The sequence below is a fragment of the Morganella sp. HMSC11D09 genome (genome assembly GCF_001807955.1).
GTDB classification, from domain to species: domain Bacteria; phylum Pseudomonadota; class Gammaproteobacteria; order Enterobacterales; family Enterobacteriaceae; genus Morganella; species Morganella morganii.
Genome location: NZ_KV791712.1, coordinates 12,091 through 30,724, shown reverse-complemented (window position 1 = coordinate 30,724; position 18,634 = coordinate 12,091). Strand labels below are relative to the sequence as shown.

Annotated in this window: 17 protein-coding genes; 8 read left to right on the top strand and 9 right to left on the bottom strand. The window is 49.9% G+C overall.

The window, feature by feature from the left end:
• Window positions 1-9 precede the first annotated feature (9 nt).
• Window positions 10-1,269 carry a Zn-dependent hydrolase gene (locus HMPREF3119_RS17475; protein ID WP_070580434.1) on the top strand — a complete coding sequence of 420 codons (1,260 nt, stop codon included), beginning with the start codon at window positions 10-12 and terminating at the stop codon, window positions 1,267-1,269.
• A gap of 47 nt (window positions 1,270-1,316) precedes the next feature.
• Here HMPREF3119_RS17475 and HMPREF3119_RS17470 read toward each other — a convergent pair whose 3' ends face one another.
• Window positions 1,317-2,216 carry a DMT family transporter gene (locus tag HMPREF3119_RS17470; protein WP_004234679.1) on the bottom strand — a complete coding sequence of 300 codons (900 nt, stop codon included), beginning with the start codon at window positions 2,214-2,216 and terminating at the stop codon, window positions 1,317-1,319.
• 194 nt (window positions 2,217-2,410) lie between these two features.
• Here HMPREF3119_RS17470 and HMPREF3119_RS17465 point away from each other — a divergent pair, with 194 nt between their 5' ends.
• The 7 genes from HMPREF3119_RS17465 (at window position 2,411) to fba (ending at window position 10,228) form a co-directional block, all read left to right on the top strand.
• Entirely contained in the window at window positions 2,411-4,624 is a 2,214-nt protein-coding gene (locus tag HMPREF3119_RS17465; protein WP_070580432.1) for a TonB-dependent siderophore receptor, read from the top strand.
• Between the two features lie 10 nt (window positions 4,625-4,634).
• Window positions 4,635-5,735: an ABC transporter substrate-binding protein gene (locus tag HMPREF3119_RS17460; protein ID WP_070580430.1), complete on the top strand. Its 1,101-nt coding sequence runs from the start codon at window positions 4,635-4,637 to the stop codon at window positions 5,733-5,735.
• Window positions 5,736-6,146: 411 nt separating this feature from the next.
• Window positions 6,147-6,596, top strand: a complete 450-nt coding sequence (locus tag HMPREF3119_RS17455) for a PTS sugar transporter subunit IIA (RefSeq protein WP_004234684.1) — start codon at window positions 6,147-6,149, stop codon at window positions 6,594-6,596.
• Window positions 6,593-6,874: a PTS sugar transporter subunit IIB gene (locus tag HMPREF3119_RS17450; protein WP_004234686.1), complete on the top strand. Its 282-nt coding sequence runs from the start codon at window positions 6,593-6,595 to the stop codon at window positions 6,872-6,874. Before HMPREF3119_RS17455 ends, HMPREF3119_RS17450 begins: the two co-directional genes overlap by 4 nt.
• Before the next feature lie 29 nt (window positions 6,875-6,903).
• A complete protein-coding gene (locus HMPREF3119_RS17445) occupies window positions 6,904-8,298 on the top strand; it encodes a PTS ascorbate transporter subunit IIC (RefSeq protein ID WP_004234688.1) in 1,395 nt (464 codons plus the stop codon).
• A gap of 34 nt (window positions 8,299-8,332) precedes the next feature.
• Window positions 8,333-9,298 (top strand): carbohydrate kinase family protein, encoded by a 966-nt coding sequence (locus tag HMPREF3119_RS17440; protein WP_004234690.1) that lies wholly within the window; start codon window positions 8,333-8,335, stop codon window positions 9,296-9,298.
• A gap of 66 nt (window positions 9,299-9,364) precedes the next feature.
• Window positions 9,365-10,228: a class II fructose-1,6-bisphosphate aldolase gene (fba, locus tag HMPREF3119_RS17435; protein ID WP_004241136.1), complete on the top strand. Its 864-nt coding sequence runs from the start codon at window positions 9,365-9,367 to the stop codon at window positions 10,226-10,228.
• A gap of 28 nt (window positions 10,229-10,256) precedes the next feature.
• Here fba and HMPREF3119_RS17430 read toward each other — a convergent pair whose 3' ends face one another.
• From HMPREF3119_RS17430 to HMPREF3119_RS17395, 8 genes are all read right to left on the bottom strand, one after another.
• Window positions 10,257-11,159 carry a LysR family transcriptional regulator ArgP gene (locus HMPREF3119_RS17430; RefSeq protein ID WP_004234693.1) on the bottom strand — a complete coding sequence of 301 codons (903 nt, stop codon included), beginning with the start codon at window positions 11,157-11,159 and terminating at the stop codon, window positions 10,257-10,259.
• Window positions 11,160-11,257: 98 nt separating this feature from the next.
• A complete protein-coding gene (locus HMPREF3119_RS17425; protein ID WP_036418065.1) occupies window positions 11,258-12,121 on the bottom strand; it encodes an MrpH family fimbial adhesin in 864 nt (287 codons plus the stop codon).
• Window positions 12,122-12,128: 7 nt separating this feature from the next.
• Entirely contained in the window at window positions 12,129-12,665 is a 537-nt protein-coding gene (locus HMPREF3119_RS17420; RefSeq protein ID WP_070580428.1) for a fimbrial protein, read from the bottom strand.
• Window positions 12,665-13,156, bottom strand: coding sequence for a fimbrial protein (locus tag HMPREF3119_RS17415; protein WP_036422833.1), 492 nt, complete (start codon window positions 13,154-13,156; stop codon window positions 12,665-12,667). Before HMPREF3119_RS17415 ends, HMPREF3119_RS17420 begins: the two co-directional genes overlap by 1 nt.
• A complete protein-coding gene (locus HMPREF3119_RS17410; RefSeq protein ID WP_070580426.1) occupies window positions 13,156-13,569 on the bottom strand; it encodes a fimbrial protein in 414 nt (137 codons plus the stop codon). The genes HMPREF3119_RS17415 and HMPREF3119_RS17410 overlap by 1 nt, the downstream gene beginning before the upstream one ends.
• 19 nt (window positions 13,570-13,588) lie before the next feature.
• Window positions 13,589-14,323 carry a fimbrial biogenesis chaperone gene (locus tag HMPREF3119_RS17405; protein ID WP_004234702.1) on the bottom strand — a complete coding sequence of 245 codons (735 nt, stop codon included), beginning with the start codon at window positions 14,321-14,323 and terminating at the stop codon, window positions 13,589-13,591.
• Window positions 14,324-14,384: 61 nt separating this feature from the next.
• Complete coding sequence (locus HMPREF3119_RS17400) at window positions 14,385-16,883, bottom strand: fimbria/pilus outer membrane usher protein (RefSeq protein ID WP_070580424.1); 2,499 nt, start codon at window positions 16,881-16,883, stop codon at window positions 14,385-14,387.
• Window positions 16,884-16,979: 96 nt separating this feature from the next.
• Window positions 16,980-17,570 carry a fimbrial protein gene (locus HMPREF3119_RS17395; protein ID WP_004241141.1) on the bottom strand — a complete coding sequence of 197 codons (591 nt, stop codon included), beginning with the start codon at window positions 17,568-17,570 and terminating at the stop codon, window positions 16,980-16,982.
• Window positions 17,571-18,634: the final 1,064 nt, after the last annotated feature.

The following is an 18,634-nucleotide window of genomic DNA, read 5'->3' as shown; positions in this document are numbered from 1 at the left end:
GAGGTGATCATGAATCACAAATCCGGTGGGCTGAAGATAGACGGAAAGACCTTACTGAATCATTTGCAGGAACTGGGAAATGCCGGGGCGGATCCGGTAAAAGGCGGGCGGACGCGGACAGCGCTGACCGATGCGGAAAAGCAGGGGCGTGACCTGGTGGTCAGCTGGATGAAAGCGCTGGATCTGGTGATCCGTATTGATCAGATCGGAAACATTTTCGGCACACTGCCGTCAGTTTCCGGAAACAGCGATACCGCGCCGCTGATGATAGGGTCACATATCGATACGGTGATTAACGCCGGGGCACTGGATGGCTGCTACGGCGTGCTCAGCGGCCTGGCGGTTGTCCGCGCATTTCGGGAAGCTGGTGTGCTGCCGTCCCGTCCGATCACGGTGGCGGCATTCACTAACGAAGAAGGTGTGCGTTTTCATCCGGATATGATGGGCTCGCTGGTGTATGCGGGCGGTTATCCGCTGGAAGATGCTCTGAATGCGGTGGCCACTGACGGTGCAGTGCTGCGTGATGAGCTGGAACGCGCCGGTTATGCGGGCAGTATGGTGCCGGGCAGCATTGTGCCGCACGAGTATCTGGAACTGCATATTGAGCAGGGACCGGTGCTGGAGGCGGAAGGATTACAGATCGGGGTGGTGGAGAGCTTACAGGGTATCTCGTGGCAGAAAATCACCATCACCGGCACGGCAAACCATGCCGGAACCACGCCGACACGGCTGCGTCATGATGCCGGATATGCGGCAGCGAAGCTGATCACCTTTCTGCGCGAAGGTATTTCTCAGAAAAACGGGGCCACATTAACCACGGTGGGGACGATTGCTTTTGAACCGAATGCGGTTAACGTAATCCCGGGCTCGGCAACGTTCACCATTGATATGCGGGACCCGGACGAAGAGCGCCTGCAATGGGCGGAAGGGCAGATCCGCGATTATCTGGCGGTGTTATCAGAGCAGGAAGGGGTTACGGTCTCAGCCCGTCAGCTGGCGCGTTTTCAGCCGGTGGTGTTTGATAAAACCCTGGTCAACTGTGTGGAGAATGCGGCCAGAGCCGCCGGGAGTGCATATCGTCGTATGCCGTCCGGTGCCGGACATGATGCGCAGATGATTGCGCGGATAGCGCCGGCAGCGATGATTTTTGTGCCGAGTAAGAACGGAATCAGCCATAACCCGGCTGAATATACCGAAGATGCCGATCTGATACGCGGCGCGCAGGTGCTGCTGGATACGGTGATACTGAGACTGGCTGAGCCGGTGTAAGTTATCCCGGCAAAACGGCGGCATCCGGGCGGATGCCGCCCGGTGAATTATTTTACCGCTGCGGGCTGTTTGCCCCGGCTGACCAGCAGCCAGACCGCCACACAGACAATCAGCGCACCGAGGAAGAAATTCGGGCTGAGTGTCTCATCAAGCACAAGATAACCCCACAAAATACCGAACGGCGGGATCAGAAAGGTCACTGTCAGTGAGCGCATCGGGCCGATATCCGCAATCAGGCGGAAATAGAGAATATACGCCACTGCCGTACAGAGCAGCCCCACCGCAATCACACTGCCCCAGACCATCGGCTGTGCCCAGTTAACCGCCGGGCCGGTCGTGACACTGAAACCGAAAAACGGCAGCAGGAACAGCGTGGCACCGAGCTGGCTGCCGAACGCAACCAGACGGGCATCCAGACCGCCTTTTTCACTGATCCAGCGCCGCGTCAGGAATCCCGCCAGCCCGTAACAGGCGGTGGCAAGCAGACAGGCGGCCACGCCCCATAATAAATGGGCGGAAGACTGACTTTCCCCGACCGTGGTGATCACCACAATACCGGCCAGTCCCATCATCACCCCCAGCCATTTGCGGGCGGTCAGGGTTTCGGCAAAGAAAGCAAAGCCGATCAGCGCCCCCATCAGCGGCGTGGTGGCGTTGAGAATGGCGGAGTAACCGGCCGGCAGCCACTGCGCGGCCAGACAGTACATAAAAAAGGGAATGCCGGAGTTAATCACGCCCAGTAATAATGCCGGTTTTAATTTTCCGTCAAACCGGAAGGTGCGGCGCATGATAAGGAGGATCACCAGAAGTCCGGCACAGCCGAAAAAGACACGCAGAAAGGCCGTGTTAACCGCGCCGAACTGCGGGGAGGCCACCCGCATAAAAAGAAAGCTGGCACCCCAGATGGCCGCCAGCAGGGTAAGCCGCAGATAGTCCGCAGGTCGCATGGGATTCCTTATCTGAAAATCAGTGAGTTAAGAGGGAAGTATCCGGTTCCGATTATACCACAGTGAATAGTCACCCCCTGAAAATCAAATATAAAAAGCAAGCGGGGAATATTTCTTCTTGTGATAATCATTCTCAGTCAATATTATCAGCAGTCTGATAATGAACTTTTTTGATCTCCACAGGAAAGATACCAATGCGCATCCGCTCTCTCTGTCTTCTGACACCCTGCCTGACCCTGTTAATCACACCGGATGTCCTGGCGGTAACTTCTGCCGATTCCGGCGAACCGATTGTGGTCTCTGCTTCGCGCAGCTACCGGACAGTTTCTGAAATGGCCCAGACCACCTGGGTAATTGACAATGCGGATATCGCGCAGCAGGCGGAAGGCGGCAAAGAGCTGAAAGATATCCTGGCGCAGCTGATCCCGGGGATGAGTGTCAGCGGCCAGGGCCGGACAAACTACGGCATGAATATGCGCGGGCGCTCAATGATTGTGATGGTGGATGGCGTACGCCTGAATTCATCACGCAGTGACAGCCGCCAGCTGGATTCGATTGATCCGTTCAATATCAATCATATTGAAGTGATTTCCGGTGCGACCTCCCTGTACGGCGGCGGCAGCAGCGGTGGTCTGATTAATATCGTGACCAAAAAAGGTCAGGAAGAAAAACAGGTTGAGGTTCAGATCGGCGGCAAAAGCGGGTTCCGCAACGGTTCGGACCATGATGAAAACGTGGCAGCTGCGGTCAGCGGCGGTAATGATCAGGCTTACGGGCGTTTATCCGTGGCTTATCAGCGTTACGGCGGCTGGTATGACGGCAAAGGCCGCGAAATCCTGATCGATAACACCCAGACCGGGCTTCAGTATTCTGACCGCCTGGATGTGATGGGCTCCGGAACTCTGACGATTGATGACCATCAGTCGCTGGAACTGATGGCTCAGTATTACAACAGTGAATCTGACGGTAAACACGGGATCGATCTGGGCAAAGATTTTGCGGCGGTGCTGGGAAAAGGCACTGCGCATAACAGCGACAAACTGGATTCTGACCGGATCCCGGGTACCAAACGCCATATGGTGAACCTGCAATACAGCAACAGTGATCTGCTGGGACAGGATCTGGTGGCGCAGGCGTATTACCGTGATGAAACCCAGACCTTCTATCCGTTCCCGGCGCTGGGCGGTAAAAAGCCGGATTATGTGGTCAGCAGCATCAGTGCATCAGAGCAGAAAACTGATTTCTACGGTGGTAAAGTCACCTTTAACAGTAAACCACTGGATAACCTGACACTGACGTACGGCGCGGATGCCGAGCATGAAAAATTCAGTGCCAACCAGAAGTTCTTTAATCTGCAGAAAGCGAAGGAAAGCAACGGACTGACACTGGATTCCGCCTACAATACCGGGCGTTATCCGGGCTATACCACCACCACGATGGCGGCGTTTCTGCAAAGCAGTTATGACATCAACCCGCTGGTGACCCTGAGCGGCGGTATGCGTTATCAGTACACGAAAAACAAAGTGGATGATTTTGTCGGTTATCAGCAGCAACAGCTGATTGCGGAAGGTAAAGCCACTTCAGCGGATGCGGTACCGGGCGGGGAAACGGATTACAACAACCTGTTATTTAATGCCGGGGTGCTGCTCAACCTGAGCGATACACAACAGACCTGGTTTAATTTCTCCCAGGGCTTTGAAATCCCGGATATCGCCAAATTCTACGGTACCGGCACTTACGGTTCGCCGGTCAGTGGTCATTATCCGCTGCTCAACAGTGTGAACATCAATGATACGCGGGTCAAAGGTATCAAAGTCAACTCCTTCGAACTGGGCTGGCGTTACACCGGGGACAGCCTGCAAACCCAGCTGGCGGCGTACTATTCACTGTCTGACAGCAGCTACGACATCAATAAGAAAGATATGACTATCTTCCTGAAAGATGACAAACGCCGGATCTACGGTGTGGAAGGGGCGGCGGATTACGCGATCGCAGATACTGACTGGCGTGTCGGGACTAATTTCAACCTGATCAAATCCGAGACCAAAGCGGGCGATCAGTGGGAAAAATGGAGCGTGAAGTTTGCCAGTCCGTCAAAAGTCACCGCGTATGTGGCCTGGGAGCCGTCAGACTGGACACTGCGTCTGCAAAGCCAGCAATCCTTCAGCCTGACCGATGCGGACGGGGAGAAACTGGACGGATATAACACCGTCGATTTCCTCGGCAGCTATCAGTTACCGGTCGGTAAAGTCAGCTTTGCGGTCGAAAATCTGCTGGATAAAGATTACACCACCGTGTGGGGACAGCGCGCACCTATCCTGTACAGCCCGGCGTACGGCGCACCGGACTTATACAGCTATAAAGGTCGCGGCCGCACATTTGCACTGAATTACCTGGTGACATTCTGAGACCCGTTTTATGCGTATATTCATAGTAATGATGACGCTGCTGCTGAGCACGGGAGCCCGTGCTCAGACGCAAATTGTCACCGATTTACAGGGACGGTCCGTAGCGGTGAATACGCCGGTCAAGCGGCTGTTTCTTGCGGATGCCCGTGACATTCTGGCGGTGGATATTGCGGCGGGGAAAACCCATTTTTCCTCTCTCAGCGGATGGAGTGATACCCTGGCGCATTATGCGCCGGATCTGGAAGCAGCATATCTGGAGGCCGCGCCGGAACTGGCGCGGTTACCGGTTCTGCCGAAAAGCAAAGACGGTACTTTTACAACGGAAAACCTGTTGGCACTGTCGCCGGATGCGGTACTGATGCACAAATCCTCCTACGGGCTGATGAAAAGTACGAACCTGCTGCCGCAACTGGAAGCGGCGGGTATTCCGGGGATTTTTATCGATTTCCGCAGTGACATGACAGAAAACACCCCGAAAAGTATTCAGCTTATCGGCACACTGTTTGAAACCGAAGGGCGCGCCGCGGAGTTCTCGGAATACTACCGGCTTAAACTGGCCGCACTGCGTCAGCGTCTGCCGGAGCAAAAACCGTCCGTGCTGATTGAAAGCAATGCCGGGTTATTCGGCAATGACTGCTGCCGTTTATACGGACGTACCGGATTCGGCGAACTGGCGGAGATTGCGGGTGGTGATAACCTGGTGCGCGACACGATGCCGGCAAACGGCGCGGAAAGCAGCATTGAAAATATTCTGCATCTCAACCCGCAGTTCTATGTGCTGACCGGTGCGGACTGGAAACAGTATAACCGCCGTTCACAGGCGGTCACGCTCGGGTACGGCGCACCGGCAGAACAGGCGCAAAAAGTGATGAATGCGCTGATGAACCGCCAGGGATTAGCCTCACTGGAGGCGGTGAAATCACAGCACGTGATGGCGGTTTACCATAATTTCTACAACAGCCCGCTGAATATTTTTGCCGCCGAAGCACTGGCTGCATTTTTCCATCCGCAGGCATTCAGTGGCCTGAATCCGCAGGCGGAAATGGTGTCATTCCATCAGCGGTTTACGGCGATCAGCGGTGCCGGGACGTTCTGGGTGACGATGCAGTAATTATCCGTTTATCAGCAAAAACAGCACAAAAGCCCGGCACAGAAAACAGTGTTGCCGGGCTTCTTTTTTTATCACCGGTTAAAAATAAATCAATTTTGCCCCTCAATTTGATCCGCCCCGCAAAGTGACGACTCAACACCCTCAAAAATGTGATGAACATCTTATTTTCACCAGTGAAAATATGACTCAGGCCACATATTCAGCCCGGAAAATAAAAACAGCGAAATTATCAGTAAAAAGTAATTATATGAATTAACTGGATTATTTTTTGCTTTACACGATAAAGCGTTATTTCAGGCAAACGAGATCGGCTTCACATTCTTAAAACCGGAATGTGATCTTCGTCGCTATTTATTTAGGCGTAAATAAGCCATCTTTAAAATAAGAAAAAATCACATCAGGAGTTCGGTTTTGGATATTCATTTTGAGAGCGGGCTGTTATCCCTGAATCAGAATTTTGCATCTCCGGAAGAGGGCATCCGCTATGCCGGTGAGTTGCTGCAAAAATCAGGCGCATGTACCCCTGATTATATTGAGGAAATGATCCGCGTATATCATGAGTTCGGCCCGGTGATTGTGCTGGATACCGGGGTGGCGATGCCCCATGCGAGACCGGAAAAAGGGGCATTAAAAACCGCGTTCTCCGTGGTGGTGACCGGCACACCGCTGGTGTTTCATCACGAGGAGTTTGATCCGGTCAATGTCATTATTGCTATCAGCGCGACAGATTCAGATACCCATATTCATCTGATTCAGACCGTGGCTGATCTGATTGAAAATAATATTACTGAGTTTGTAAAAGAGAATAACAAAGAACAGATTTTACAGTTTATCCGGACGTCGATAGAGAGGACAGCATGATTAAAATAAGAACAGTGTGCGGCAATGGTATCGGCAGCTCATTAATGGCCGCCAATAACGTGAAGAAAATTTGTGAGGAGATGGGCATAAAAGCCGATGTGGCTTCAGTGGATTTTGCAAATGCCGTGGGTGAGAAAGCGGATCTGTATGTCACGATTAAAGAGCTGGCATCACAATTTCCGCCGCAGTGTGAAGTTGCCGTGATCCGCAGTTATGTGCATAAAGCCAAAATTGCGGAAGATATTAAAGACGCTTTACTGAAACTGAGTCAGTCCTGATAGTTCATTCTTTTTACAGGAATTAAATTATGGCTTATATTCTCTCATTCCTGACTGAGATATTCAGTCAGCCTGCCTTTCTTATGGGGATTATCTCCCTGGTGGGGTTACTGGCATTACGGTCACCGGTCAATAAATTATTAACCGGGACATTAAAACCGATCCTCGGTTATTTAATGCTGAGTGCAGGTGCCGGTGTTATCGTGGCAAACCTGAATCCGCTCGGTGGTATTATTGAAGCCGGTTTTAATATCCGGGGTGTTATTCCGAATAACGAAGCGATTGTTTCTGTTGCCCAGAAATTACTGGGTGTGGAAACCATGAGTATTTTATTACTCGGCTTTATTTTCAACCTGGCGATTGCCCGTTTCACCAAATATAAATATATCTTTTTAACCGGCCACCACTCTTTCTTTTTAGCCTGTTTATTCTCGGCAGTATTACAGGCCGCGAATTTCAAAGGCTGGGAAATGGTTATTATCGGCGGTTTCCTGCTGGGTGCCTGGTCAGCTATTTCACCGGCAATCGGACAGCGTTATACCAAGCGCGTTACTGAAGACGGCGGTATTGCCATGGGGCACTTTGGTTCCCTCGGTTATTACCTGTCTGCCTGGATTGCGGCGAAAGTCGGTAAAGCAGAAAACTCATTTGCGGATACTGAGATCTCCGAAAAATGGGGCTTCCTGCGCGATACCACAGTAACGACCGGTATTGTGATGGTCGTGATTTATCTGGTGTGCAGCATTGTTGCCGGTTCAGCTTATATCAGCACCATCACTGAGCAGAATATGGTGATCTTCTCCATCCTGACCGGTCTGCAGTTCGCGGTGGGTGTGGCGATTGTCTACAGCGGTGTGCGTTTAATCCTGGGTGACCTGGTACCTGCGTTCCAGGGTATCAGCCAGAAACTGATCCCGAACTCGATTCCGGCGGTTGACTGTGCTGTCTTCTTTACCTTCAGCCCGACTGCGGTGGTGATTGGTTTTATCAGCTCCTTTATCGGCGGCCTTGTCGGCATGCTGATGCTGGGTGGTCTGGGTATGGCGCTGATTATCCCGGGCATGGTGCCGCACTTCTTCTGCGGCGGTACATCCGGTGTATTTGCGGACAAACTGGGCGGCAAAAAGGGCTGTATTATCGCCTCCTTTATCGGCGGTATTTTCCTCGCCTTCTTACCGGCCATGCTGTTACCGGCGCTGGGCAACCTGGGCTTCGAAAACAGTACCTTTGCAGACTTTGACTTCGCGGTGTGGGGCATTGTTATCGGTGAAGCCTTTACTCACTTCGGTCAGATTGCGATTTACCTGATTTGTTTTGTTCTGGTTCTGGCATTACTGGCGCCGTTTGCCTTTAAATCAGTCAAAGTGGTGGGTGATACCCTGAGCTATGACGAATTAATGGAAAAAGACCGCGCACATAAGTAAATATGATACTGACGAAAGGTTTTAAGGAGTTGTTATGGCAGTAATTTCTGTCGGTTTATCCTGCTTCGACCAGTTCTTCTTTCTTAACCGCTGGCCGGAGGAGAATACCAAAAATTTCTCCGGCGATTTTATTGAAAGCGGCGGCGGACCCTGTGCCAATGCGGCATGGTTACTGGGATTGTGGGGAGAGGATATTTATTTTACCGGACACCTGAACCACGATATCTACGGTCAGAAAATTATTGATGAGTTTCATGATGTGGGTGTGAATACCGATTACGTTATTTTTAATGATGAAATGATCACACCGCTGGCATCTGTATTAGTGAATCAGTTAAATGGTTCCCGGACAATTATTACGCGCAAGCTGGTCTCTCCGCCGCGTATGACATTTGAAGAGAAACTGAAAATTGATGAGCTGATTACCCGCCTGACACAGGAGGATAAAGGGGAAGTCATCACGGTATTAATTGATGGTCATGAACCGGAGCTGAGTGAATATATTCTGACCCGTCTGCCTGATGCCCGCGTCGTGATGGACGCGGGGTCACTGCGGGAAAGCAATTTAAATCTGGCGAAATATACCGATTATCTGGTCGCCAGTGAAAACTTTGCCCGTGATCTGATTGAGATTGATAAATTCACCACCGATATTCAGTTAAAAACGGCATTAACGGAACTGAATAAACTGGCCCGGGGTGAGGCATTTATTACGCTGGGTGAGAAAGGCTGTGCGTATCTGCAAAACGGAATGCTGACAATATCACCGGCATTTATCTGTAATGCGATTGATACAACAGGAGCCGGTGATATATTCCACGGCGCATTTACGTACGGAGTTCATTATAACTGGCATATTGAGAATATTATTTTATTTGCCAGTCTGTCAGCAGCCATCTCAATTGAGAAAAAAGGGGTGCGCGAATCAATGCCGGATTTGGCGGATGTCCATAATGCGGTGAATAAATACGAAAGAAATCTGAAACACTATTTTGATTAAATTCTGATTTTGATTAATTCTGGTTTTTGATTAAATTACAGTTATACGCCAACAAGGGGAAATCCGATGTTAGTTTCGATGGAGAATATGCTCAATCGTGCATTTGCACGCCAGTACGCCGTCGGCCAGTTTAATATTAATAACCTGGAGTGGACCGGAACGGTATTAAAAGTTGCACAGCAACTGCGTTCCCCGGTTATTTTAGGTGTCTCCGGCGGAACCATAAAACATATGCTCGGGCTGAAATGTATTCACGATATTGTGGTGAATGCAATGGAGTTTCTGGAAATAGATGTGCCGGTGGCGCTGCATCTGGATCACGGTCAGTCTTATGAAGCCTGTGAAGCGGCAATTAAAGCCGGTTTCAGCTCCGTGATGTTCGACGGTTCACATATGCCGTTTGCCGAAAACCTGGCAATCACCAAACGTCTGGTGACTTACGCGCACCGCCGTGGTGTGTCTGTGGAAGCAGAGCTGGGTACCATCGCGGGCAGTGAGGACGGAATTGTGAATTCTCACGTCATTTATGCGGACCCGGCAGAGTGTCAGAAGCTGGTGGAAGAAACCGGGGTGGATTGCCTGGCGGCGGCGCTCGGCTCGACTCACGGGCTGTATAAAGGCAAGGCGAAGCTCGGTTTTGCGGAAATGCAGCATATCGCGCAGCTGGTGAAAGTACCGCTGGTACTGCACGGCGGAACCGGTATTTCAGACGAGGATATGAAGAAAGCGATTTCACTCGGTACGGCGAAAATCAACGTTAATACAGAAAATATGTATGCGTGGTGCCTGTCCGTGAAAGAGCAGTTTGAACAGCAGGGCGCGCATGATATCAACGACCCGCGCAAAGTGATTATGAAAGGATTACAGCCGGTCGCTGAGCGGGTGGAAGAGCGGATGCGTCTGTTCGGCTCTGCCGGGCAGTCTCTGTAACCCTGTCAGATCCTGCGGTGGCCGCCGCTCAGGCGGTCACCGGGGATTGGGTCAGATAATCTTTGGCATTATTAATAATCGCTTCTGAAATCCGCTGTAATGTGCCGGATTCCGGCTGGTAACGGTGCCAGTAAAGCTGTTTTTGCTGCACCAGTTCCGGCACCAGATTGATCATCCGTCCGGATTCAAGCTCATGTTTAATCTGATGTTCCGCAATCATACAGCAGGCGGAGTTTTGCAGTACCAGCTGAATATAGGCCTCTGATGACGGCACTATATGGCTGTTCAGGCTTCCCGGCGTTAAACGGAAATACTCCTGTAAAAAGATATGGTGCATATCTGACGAATGGTTAAATGACACCACCGGCGCCCGCAGCAGGGTCTCTTTGGTCACCCCTTTGCTGAAATATTTTTCCGCAAAGGCCGGGCTCGAGACAAAAATATAATCCATCGCCCCCAGATAATCACAGGTTCCGCCGACAGCAGGCAGCGGCTGCATACTGATTGCCCCGACCGCTTCCCCTTTGAGCAGATAGTCGAGTGTCCGGCTCTCATCATCCACCTTAATATCCAGACGAATGGCGCGGTCATCCAGGATCGGCTTGATAGCGGATAAAAACCAGGTCGCGAGGGAGTCGGCGTTAATGGAGATAGGGATGGTGACCACATGGTTGCCGCTTTCATTATCAAAGGCATCATGCTCAATTAAATCAACATGATAAAGCAGACCCAGCAGCTTTTGCCCGAGTTCGGTCGGTTTCGGCGGCACGGTGCGTGTCAGCAGCAGGGAACCGACCTGATTTTCCAGCTGTTTTACCCGCTGGGAAACTGCCGATTGTGTAATAAAGAGTTTCGCTGAGGCTTTCTCGAATCCCTGTTCTTTGATAATAAGATCGAGCAATCTCAGTGATTTATAATCGACATTCTTCATGGAAGCCCTGCGGTGGTGGTGAAAAGTACGGCTATTCTACACGAAAAGGGCGGCAGGAGGAAAAGCGCCGGTACGGGAATACCGGCGTGTAAAGACGATCAGTCAATGGTCATAACAATGGATATATTACCGATAAAAGGCCCGGCTTCCACCGGCCCGGTGGTTTCCAGTGTGCTTTTCAGCAGTGCGTTTGCTTCATAATCCCCGCGTACATAAACCGGTACACCACCGCCGGATGAGTTCAGCGGATAGCCGTTCAGTGTCAGTCTGCTGTAGAGATTGTTTTTCAGTCTCAGCCGGGATTCCGTATCACTCACGGAGTAGATCCGGACAGTGGCATCTTTGCTGCATTTCATTCTCAGATACTGACTGGCCTGATTGCCGTTAATTTCATTATCCGGTATCCGGCCATGATCGAGAATGGCGCTCGGATAGTCAGCCGTAAAACTGCAAATTCCGCCCGGCGGGGGAGCTACGCCACAGACAGAATCCGGATACATATAACCGTTACCACCGGTCGGGCTGCTGGTTAAAAAGAGGGTCACACATTCGTTACGGATAGCGTCACCTTTGTGATTGGTCTGCCCCTCAAACGGCAGTCCGCCGAAACAGTTATTATAAATATAGTTATAAACAGCTGTGGCATCCGGCAGTGTCATCAGGTTCATATTCCGGCAGCGCCCCTCAAATTCGCTGTTATTACGGGAGGATACCCCACCCCGGTCTGCGTTTGTGTGGCGGTGATTAATATTGGCGTAGCATTTTTTTGTCAGACCGACTTTCACACAAGGATGCACGCTGCCCGCCGGCGGCGGAGTCCAGGCAGTAATCCGGTAGTAATAATCGATATCTGCCGGTTTACCTTCAGAGCGGGTAATATAGCTGTACAGTGTTGCCTGTGCAGGCAGCACAAATAAAAGGAGAGTGGTCAGCACAGTGAGATAACGGAGGATCTTGGTCATACCGACCTCAGAAATAGTCGATAGTCAGAAACGCGGTGGAATTAAACGCGCCGTACTTAATGGTTTTACCGGTTTTTGCTTTCGGATCAACCTGCAAAAAAGCGGTAAAACGGATGTTGTTCTCACCGTTTCCGGCAATGGTAATGGTGTTGGAAAACTGATTCAGCGGGATCAGCGGAATATTATCTGTCCGCACGCCGATGGCAAACCCGCCTGCGTCACTGGACGGATCCAGCGCCAGATAGGACGGCATATCCGGGGTCCCGGTGAATTTAATCTTAAACCGGTTCATATCCGTGATATCGCAGTCAGACAGGATCAGGGAGAATGATTTGCGGACCTCAACCCCCTCATACAAATCCGGCAGTGAAACATCACTGAAATCCACCACCAGATCTTTATTTTCCGGTAACAGCGTGCAGGGGTCATTGTACAGCTCGCCGATCACTCGCAGGTTATCGGCGGCGTGCCCCGCCGGAATAAAGACGGCAGAGAATGTCAGTGCGGCGCTGAATAACAGACTGAAAGCAGCAGGGCGGTTCATCAGAAATACTCCATCGTTACAGTGCCGGTGCCGCTGAAGGAGCCGGGCGTGACGTCCCCGTTAGGGTTTTTGGTCAGCACAATGGTTAATGTCAGATGGCGGCTGCTCACCAGCTGCGCTTTGCCCAAATCCAGTTTCACCCCGGCGAGTTCAATATTAAAGCCCACGTTATTCTGGTTGGTTTTCACCAGTTTGTTATTGAACTGTGCCCGCGGCCCGTCAACGGTGAGGAAATATTTGAAATTCTCTGAGTCCTGCTCACAGACAAAGGGGATATCCACATCTTTGCGGATATCTGACTTTTCCAGCATTTTTATCTGGATGCGCTGAAAATCGACCAGGATTTCCTCGTTGTTATTCACTTTACAGGGCGGCGGCGGCTGAAGCCTTCCGGTGATCCGGATATTGGCGGAACTGTGTGCTACCCCTGTACCGGCATACACCGGCAGAGCAAAACAGGACAGCATCAGAGCTGTGATTAAATGTCGCATCACAACTCCTTATTCATAATCGATATGGATAGTGGCCGTGGCATTGAATTCACCGGCATCAGTTTGTTATCTGCCAGGAATTTCACCGCGAGGTCACTGACGCTGGTGGAAAGATAGCGCGAATCGACGGAGGATGAGGTGCCGGTGATATACAGCTTCATGGCCCGGGCGCGGTTATCCCGGCACTCGATCCGGTAATCCAGTTTTTCACGGTAATTATCGTTGTCTATCCGGGTGGTGGTGACATCTTTGAAATCAATCAGGATATTATTGCCCTGATTAATTTTGCAGGGCGCGATAAATATCTCCCTCCGGACATACACATCGATATAAGTGTAAGAACCGCCGGAGACCATCAGCGGCAGGCACAACAGTGCCGCGCAGCCGGTACGGAAAAGCATGGTCAGTGTCATCGGCGGTTCCTCCTGTTAATTATTTACTGTCTGACTGCACGGTACAGCTGCTGCCGGCACAGCTGAATTTCAGTGGTTTGGTATCACCGTAGTCATTGACGTAATAAACAACCGGCGCATTACCCAGCGCCGGAGCACTGAAGGACGCGGAGGCTTTTGGTGATACCATCACCGGCTCAAATTTCACTTCTTTTCCGCCGGTGGCATCCAGACGAGTGACTGAAAGATGGTACGGCGTGGTGTTTTCAATGGTGTACTGCCCGCCATTCTGTGACAGACGGATGCCATCCGCACCGGCGATTTTTTCCATCCGCTCCTGAACCTGAATCGCTTTCGGGCGGTAGAACAGTTTGATCTTGGTTTGCAGGGCAATTTGCAGCACGTTGCTTTTCTCAACGGCCGGCGGAATTTCACGGACGTTCAGATAAAAGACCGATTCGCGGTCAGCCGGTAATGAGGCGGCTTCCGGAGAGAGCTGCACTTTAATCTGGCTTTTGCGGTCAGGCTCAATCCGCTGCACCGGCGGAGTGACAAACACCGGTGATGTGATTTTCTGTCCGGTGCTGTTCTCAATCCAGGACTGCGCCAGATACGGTTTGCTGAGGTGCTCATTGGTGACCGTCAGCGGCACAGCTTTATCACCTTCGTTATAAATAACACGGGTTCTGTCGAGTGCGATGGCGGCTCCCGCGGTTACCGGAATGGCGGCCAGGGTGGTCAGTGCGGCGCAGAATAAGGTGGTCACTTTTCTCATGTTAAGGTTCCTTACGGATTCATCTGTTAATTCTGTAAAATACATACCGGTGCCGCCGGATTTACCGGCATGGCAGCAGCATATTAAACTGAACGTTATCATCCTTTATTTCCGGGATCCGGACAGTACATTGTGTCTGTCCGTTCCAGGCTACAGTCAGCTTCTGGCCCGGTTGTATCCCGGTCAGATAAGCCGATCCGTTATCGGCCACAATGCCGATCTCCGCATTTTTGTCATTCATGACAGAGGCGCCGAATGGCGGATGAGTATTATCATTCATAGCAATAATACCCATGATTTTATAGCCTTCGACAACATTAAATTTCCGGTAACCGATCGCACCGGAGGTCAGTGTTGCCTGCTGCACGGATGTCAGGGCTTCGGCATTATCCGGCATGGCATCGAGATCAAGAGACAGCAGGCCGCGTGAGTAGGCCGTCGCGGTCGGGATAATCGCTTTCCCGAAGGCGTTGGTCCGTACTGCTTTGCCGGTACCGCGCACATCAATATCTGATGTTCCGCTGGTATCCACCAGAATGCGCGGTGCCATACTGTTGCCGCTGCGGTGGAATGCCGCGCCTTCACGGGTCAGGGTAAAGCCGCCGCGTGACTGGCCGGATACCGTAAGAACGTTATCCTGAATATAGGTTCCGCTCAGTGAAAGGTAGTTATTCCCCCCTTCATTGGTATAGAAACCGGCGAGGTTGACTTTGCCGTCGCCTTCACCGGCAGACAGTGAATAGTTACTCGAATTATCAATATCAGTGTAATAGTTAACGTTATTACTGTGAGAGTTCTTATTGTAACTGCCGCTGTAGCTGAACATGCCTTTATTATCATCAAGCGGAACAGAGAGGCTGGCGTAGACGCCGTTATCTTTTGTTGAATCCGATTCTGTCCGGTAGGCTGACATACTCATGCTGAGGTTCTTTTTCTCTCCCCAGTCAAAGTTGCGGGAGAGGGTCATGCTGTAGTTATTGATGCTCGCTTTATTCCAGAATGTCTGATGACTGTAGTTCAGATAGACGTTCATGCGCAGAGACGGGAACACCTTGTTAAAGATGATGTTATACATCTCTTTGCTGTTGTCGGTATTACCGCCGCGGTAACGCAGATCGACAAACTGGTTCATGGTCATGTAATCCCGCTCCGAGAAGCGGTAACCGGCGAAGGTCAGCTGACTGTTAATGGCATCGAATTCTTTGGAATAGGTGATGCTGTAAGAGCCGCCGGTTTTATTTTGTTTATCTGCAAAATCACCCATGTTTGCCCGGGAATAGGAGACTTTCGCGGAAAATACCCCGAATGGTGCGATATCCCGGCCTATCCCGAAAGACACGTTCTGGTAATCCGTTGCCGCCAGTACCCCGCCGAACAGCGTGGTGTTGTTGCTCATCCCCCGGGAAAAACTCCCTGTACCGAATTCCGGGCCTTCGGTTTTGTGATCGTCTGACAGCGGTTTACCGGCCGCCAGTTTAAACAGGAACTGGCCGGGACGGGTCAGCATCGACAGGCGGGATGTTTCGATGGTGAAATGCTGTTCGCTGCCATCCTGCTCTTTAATGGTGACATTCAGTGTACCGTCACCGATGTAGTTCATATCACGGATACGGAACGGTCCTTTACTGACCTGCTCCTGATAAATGATACGTTCACCCCGGCGGATGATCACGGTGGCGTTGGTGCGGGCAACCCCGGCAACTTCCGGCGCATAACCGCGCAGCAGCGGCGGGAACATATTTTCATCGGTTTCCATGCTCATGCCGATGTAGCGGAAGCTTTCAAACAGTTCTGAGGTCAGATACTGTTCACCGAATATCAGACGGGCGCTGAGATCCCGGAGTGCCCGGTAAGCGTAGATCTGGTTCCAGCGCCAGCGTTTTGAGTGCTCCGCGCTGTCGCCGCCGGTCGCCTGCCATTCCGCACGCACACGCCATGCACCGAGGTTGACGCCGGTATCACCGTAGCTGACTACATCCGTCTTGCTGCTTTTATCGTTATCACTGCCCGGCTGGTATTTGCTGTGCGTGGCGGTGGCGTTATAGTCGAATAAAAATCCGGCGATACCGTCATCCCAGCGCTCCGGCGGATCCCATGACGGATCGCTGTAGGCCATATAGGCCTGGGGGATCCGGATATTGAGTTTATTATCCGCGATATCACCCGTTGCCTGCATATCAGGAATGGTACGGATATCAAGGCACTGCAATTTATCCTGCGCTGTCCAGCTGACTTTATTCTGCCACTCTTCTTTCATGGCAAGTTGTGCAAATAATTCAGGGGTAATACAGGGGACTGTTATTTCAGGATCATATTCCGGGATATAAAAAAGGATATTCTCATCACTGGTAATAACATTATTATTGAGTTTAGTTGCCAGAAGATAAGTACCCGGCATAACATAATTAGCCCGGCTGAATTTTGAAAAATCAATTTCCTGACTGTCTGAGTCTAAAAATGATGTATTAAAGTTAACGGCTTCTTCAGCAAATGCGGTATTTATCTGAATAACTGCAACCACAGAAGCTGTAAATATTTTAATTGTTGTTCTGAGCTTCATGAGATATGCCAGCCACCGCTAATCTATTATGCAGTGGCGGGAGCTGTCCTTGCAGACCACTGCATATATTAAAAAGAACTTTCAGTAACTATCCTGTTATTGATAGAAAATCTGGAAGTTAACCGGGGTATCGAAGTGACCGGTAGTAGCCTGTTCACCGGCAACTGCAGACTGGTTACCTTTCACATACGCTGCAAAGTTCAGCGGAGTGATTTGATCACGGCCACCGTTCAGGGTGTATTTTTCGGCAGGGAAACGTGAACCCAGTTCGATAGCTTTACCGCCGCTGTCTGTCAGTGCGATACCGGCATTCTGGATTGAACCCAGACCAACATATTTGGATGTTGCAGTACCGTCTTTCAGTTCAACTGTTGGTGCAGTGAATTGAATCTGCGCAGTTTTATACGTGGTGGTATCACAGTTTTTCAGTTCGATATTGAATGTTTTGCTATCTGTACGGTAAGTGCCGGTAGTCAGTTCGTTACGGCTGATTTCACCGAAATCCACTGTCTGATCCAGGAATTTACTGTCGATAGAGCAAGGCACGTTATTAATGAAGCCTTTAAAATGCACGGTACCGAGACCGCTTTTTACTTCTGGTGGTTGCACAGGATCTTCTGCCATAGCAGTACCCGCAGCAAATAAAGATCCCAGAACTACTGAGAGTAATACTTTCTGAAGTTTCATGTTATTTCCTTTATCAGGGATATTCGTCAATATTTAAGAATAATCTGTTTTATTTATATTATTAAATAAATAATCCCGTGAGGCTCAAGCCGGGATAATTTAATAATAATTCTGAGCAATATTCTTTGAATACCGCAGTATTATCATAATTGTTTATTAGAGTGTCAATTATCATGCAAATACCGCTATTTTTTATATCGCGATAACATTTAAATTTAAATATTATTACCCGGGTAAGAAATGAAATTATATATTGCATATGAACAAAACTCTTTCACGGAAACTGACTAAAAAATAGTGGATTGTTTGGCGACATTTCTTGTTTGATTTTTTCATATGCCGCATTAAGTCATATTTGTAGTGATTAAATGCAATTAGTTAACTAATGGTCATGCATTTAACCACTAATCCCAATCTTAATATGCTCATCACAGGACATAATCACTATTTACAAAAAGTGTTTGATTTTAATCATATACAAAAGTGATTAGTTTTATTGTTTAGTTTTATCGCAATAATTAATCAGGGAGAAAAATGGATTACAGCCGAAAATAAATAATGCAATTTTATTTATAATTATAGCAACGGTGATGTCAGTCACACGGCATACTCATCTTAAGATGTAAGGCGTTATCCGTGATTTAGGATATTGCAGCCTGCATCACAGTTAAGAAAAATTTATTTATTATCCGTGGTGTTTACATGAGGGTATACTCTGATACCGATGTGTTTTTTAAGTAATTATGCGTGAGCAAATGCAAAATATTTCTGAGACCTGATGAAACAGATTTACGGACAGAAAAAGAAACCCACAATCCGGTAACAATTAAGCAACGCAATTAGGCACTCAGCGATCAATTCTGCTGTGTTTACCCGGGTTTTCTGCGTTTGTGTGAAAAACAGCCTGCCGGAGGAATACCAGCGGATGAAACCCGTTCAGTACAACGCGGTTTTCCGGATTTCTGTGCTGAGGGCCGGGTTAATAGTCAATATTGTGACCTGTGTCCATATTGATAAAATAATGTGATCTACATCTGATTTATTCATGTTATCCGTTACAATGG

Excerpts from the sequence above, each read along its gene's own strand:
- HMPREF3119_RS17430 (WP_004234693.1), bottom strand. The coding sequence starts at position 11,159 with ATGAAGAATGTCGATTATAAATCACTGAGATTGCTCGATCTTATTATC.
- fba (WP_004241136.1), top strand. The coding sequence starts at position 9,365 with ATGTTAGTTTCGATGGAGAATATGCTCAATCGTGCATTTGCACGCCAG.
- HMPREF3119_RS17445 (WP_004234688.1), top strand. The coding sequence starts at position 6,904 with ATGGCTTATATTCTCTCATTCCTGACTGAGATATTCAGTCAGCCTGCC.
- HMPREF3119_RS17475 (WP_070580434.1), top strand. The coding sequence starts at position 10 with ATGAATCACAAATCCGGTGGGCTGAAGATAGACGGAAAGACCTTACTG.
- HMPREF3119_RS17440 (WP_004234690.1), top strand. The coding sequence starts at position 8,333 with ATGGCAGTAATTTCTGTCGGTTTATCCTGCTTCGACCAGTTCTTCTTT.
- HMPREF3119_RS17460 (WP_070580430.1), top strand. The coding sequence starts at position 4,635 with ATGCGTATATTCATAGTAATGATGACGCTGCTGCTGAGCACGGGAGCC.
- HMPREF3119_RS17470 (WP_004234679.1), bottom strand. The coding sequence starts at position 2,216 with ATGCGACCTGCGGACTATCTGCGGCTTACCCTGCTGGCGGCCATCTGG.
- HMPREF3119_RS17465 (WP_070580432.1), top strand. The coding sequence starts at position 2,411 with ATGCGCATCCGCTCTCTCTGTCTTCTGACACCCTGCCTGACCCTGTTA.
- HMPREF3119_RS17395 (WP_004241141.1), bottom strand. The coding sequence starts at position 17,570 with ATGAAACTTCAGAAAGTATTACTCTCAGTAGTTCTGGGATCTTTATTT.
- HMPREF3119_RS17415 (WP_036422833.1), bottom strand. The coding sequence starts at position 13,156 with ATGCGACATTTAATCACAGCTCTGATGCTGTCCTGTTTTGCTCTGCCG.
- HMPREF3119_RS17400 (WP_070580424.1), bottom strand. The coding sequence starts at position 16,883 with ATGAAGCTCAGAACAACAATTAAAATATTTACAGCTTCTGTGGTTGCA.
- HMPREF3119_RS17420 (WP_070580428.1), bottom strand. The coding sequence starts at position 12,665 with ATGAACCGCCCTGCTGCTTTCAGTCTGTTATTCAGCGCCGCACTGACA.
- HMPREF3119_RS17450 (WP_004234686.1), top strand. The coding sequence starts at position 6,593 with ATGATTAAAATAAGAACAGTGTGCGGCAATGGTATCGGCAGCTCATTA.
- HMPREF3119_RS17425 (WP_036418065.1), bottom strand. The coding sequence starts at position 12,121 with ATGACCAAGATCCTCCGTTATCTCACTGTGCTGACCACTCTCCTTTTA.
- HMPREF3119_RS17405 (WP_004234702.1), bottom strand. The coding sequence starts at position 14,323 with ATGAGAAAAGTGACCACCTTATTCTGCGCCGCACTGACCACCCTGGCC.
- HMPREF3119_RS17410 (WP_070580426.1), bottom strand. The coding sequence starts at position 13,569 with ATGACACTGACCATGCTTTTCCGTACCGGCTGCGCGGCACTGTTGTGC.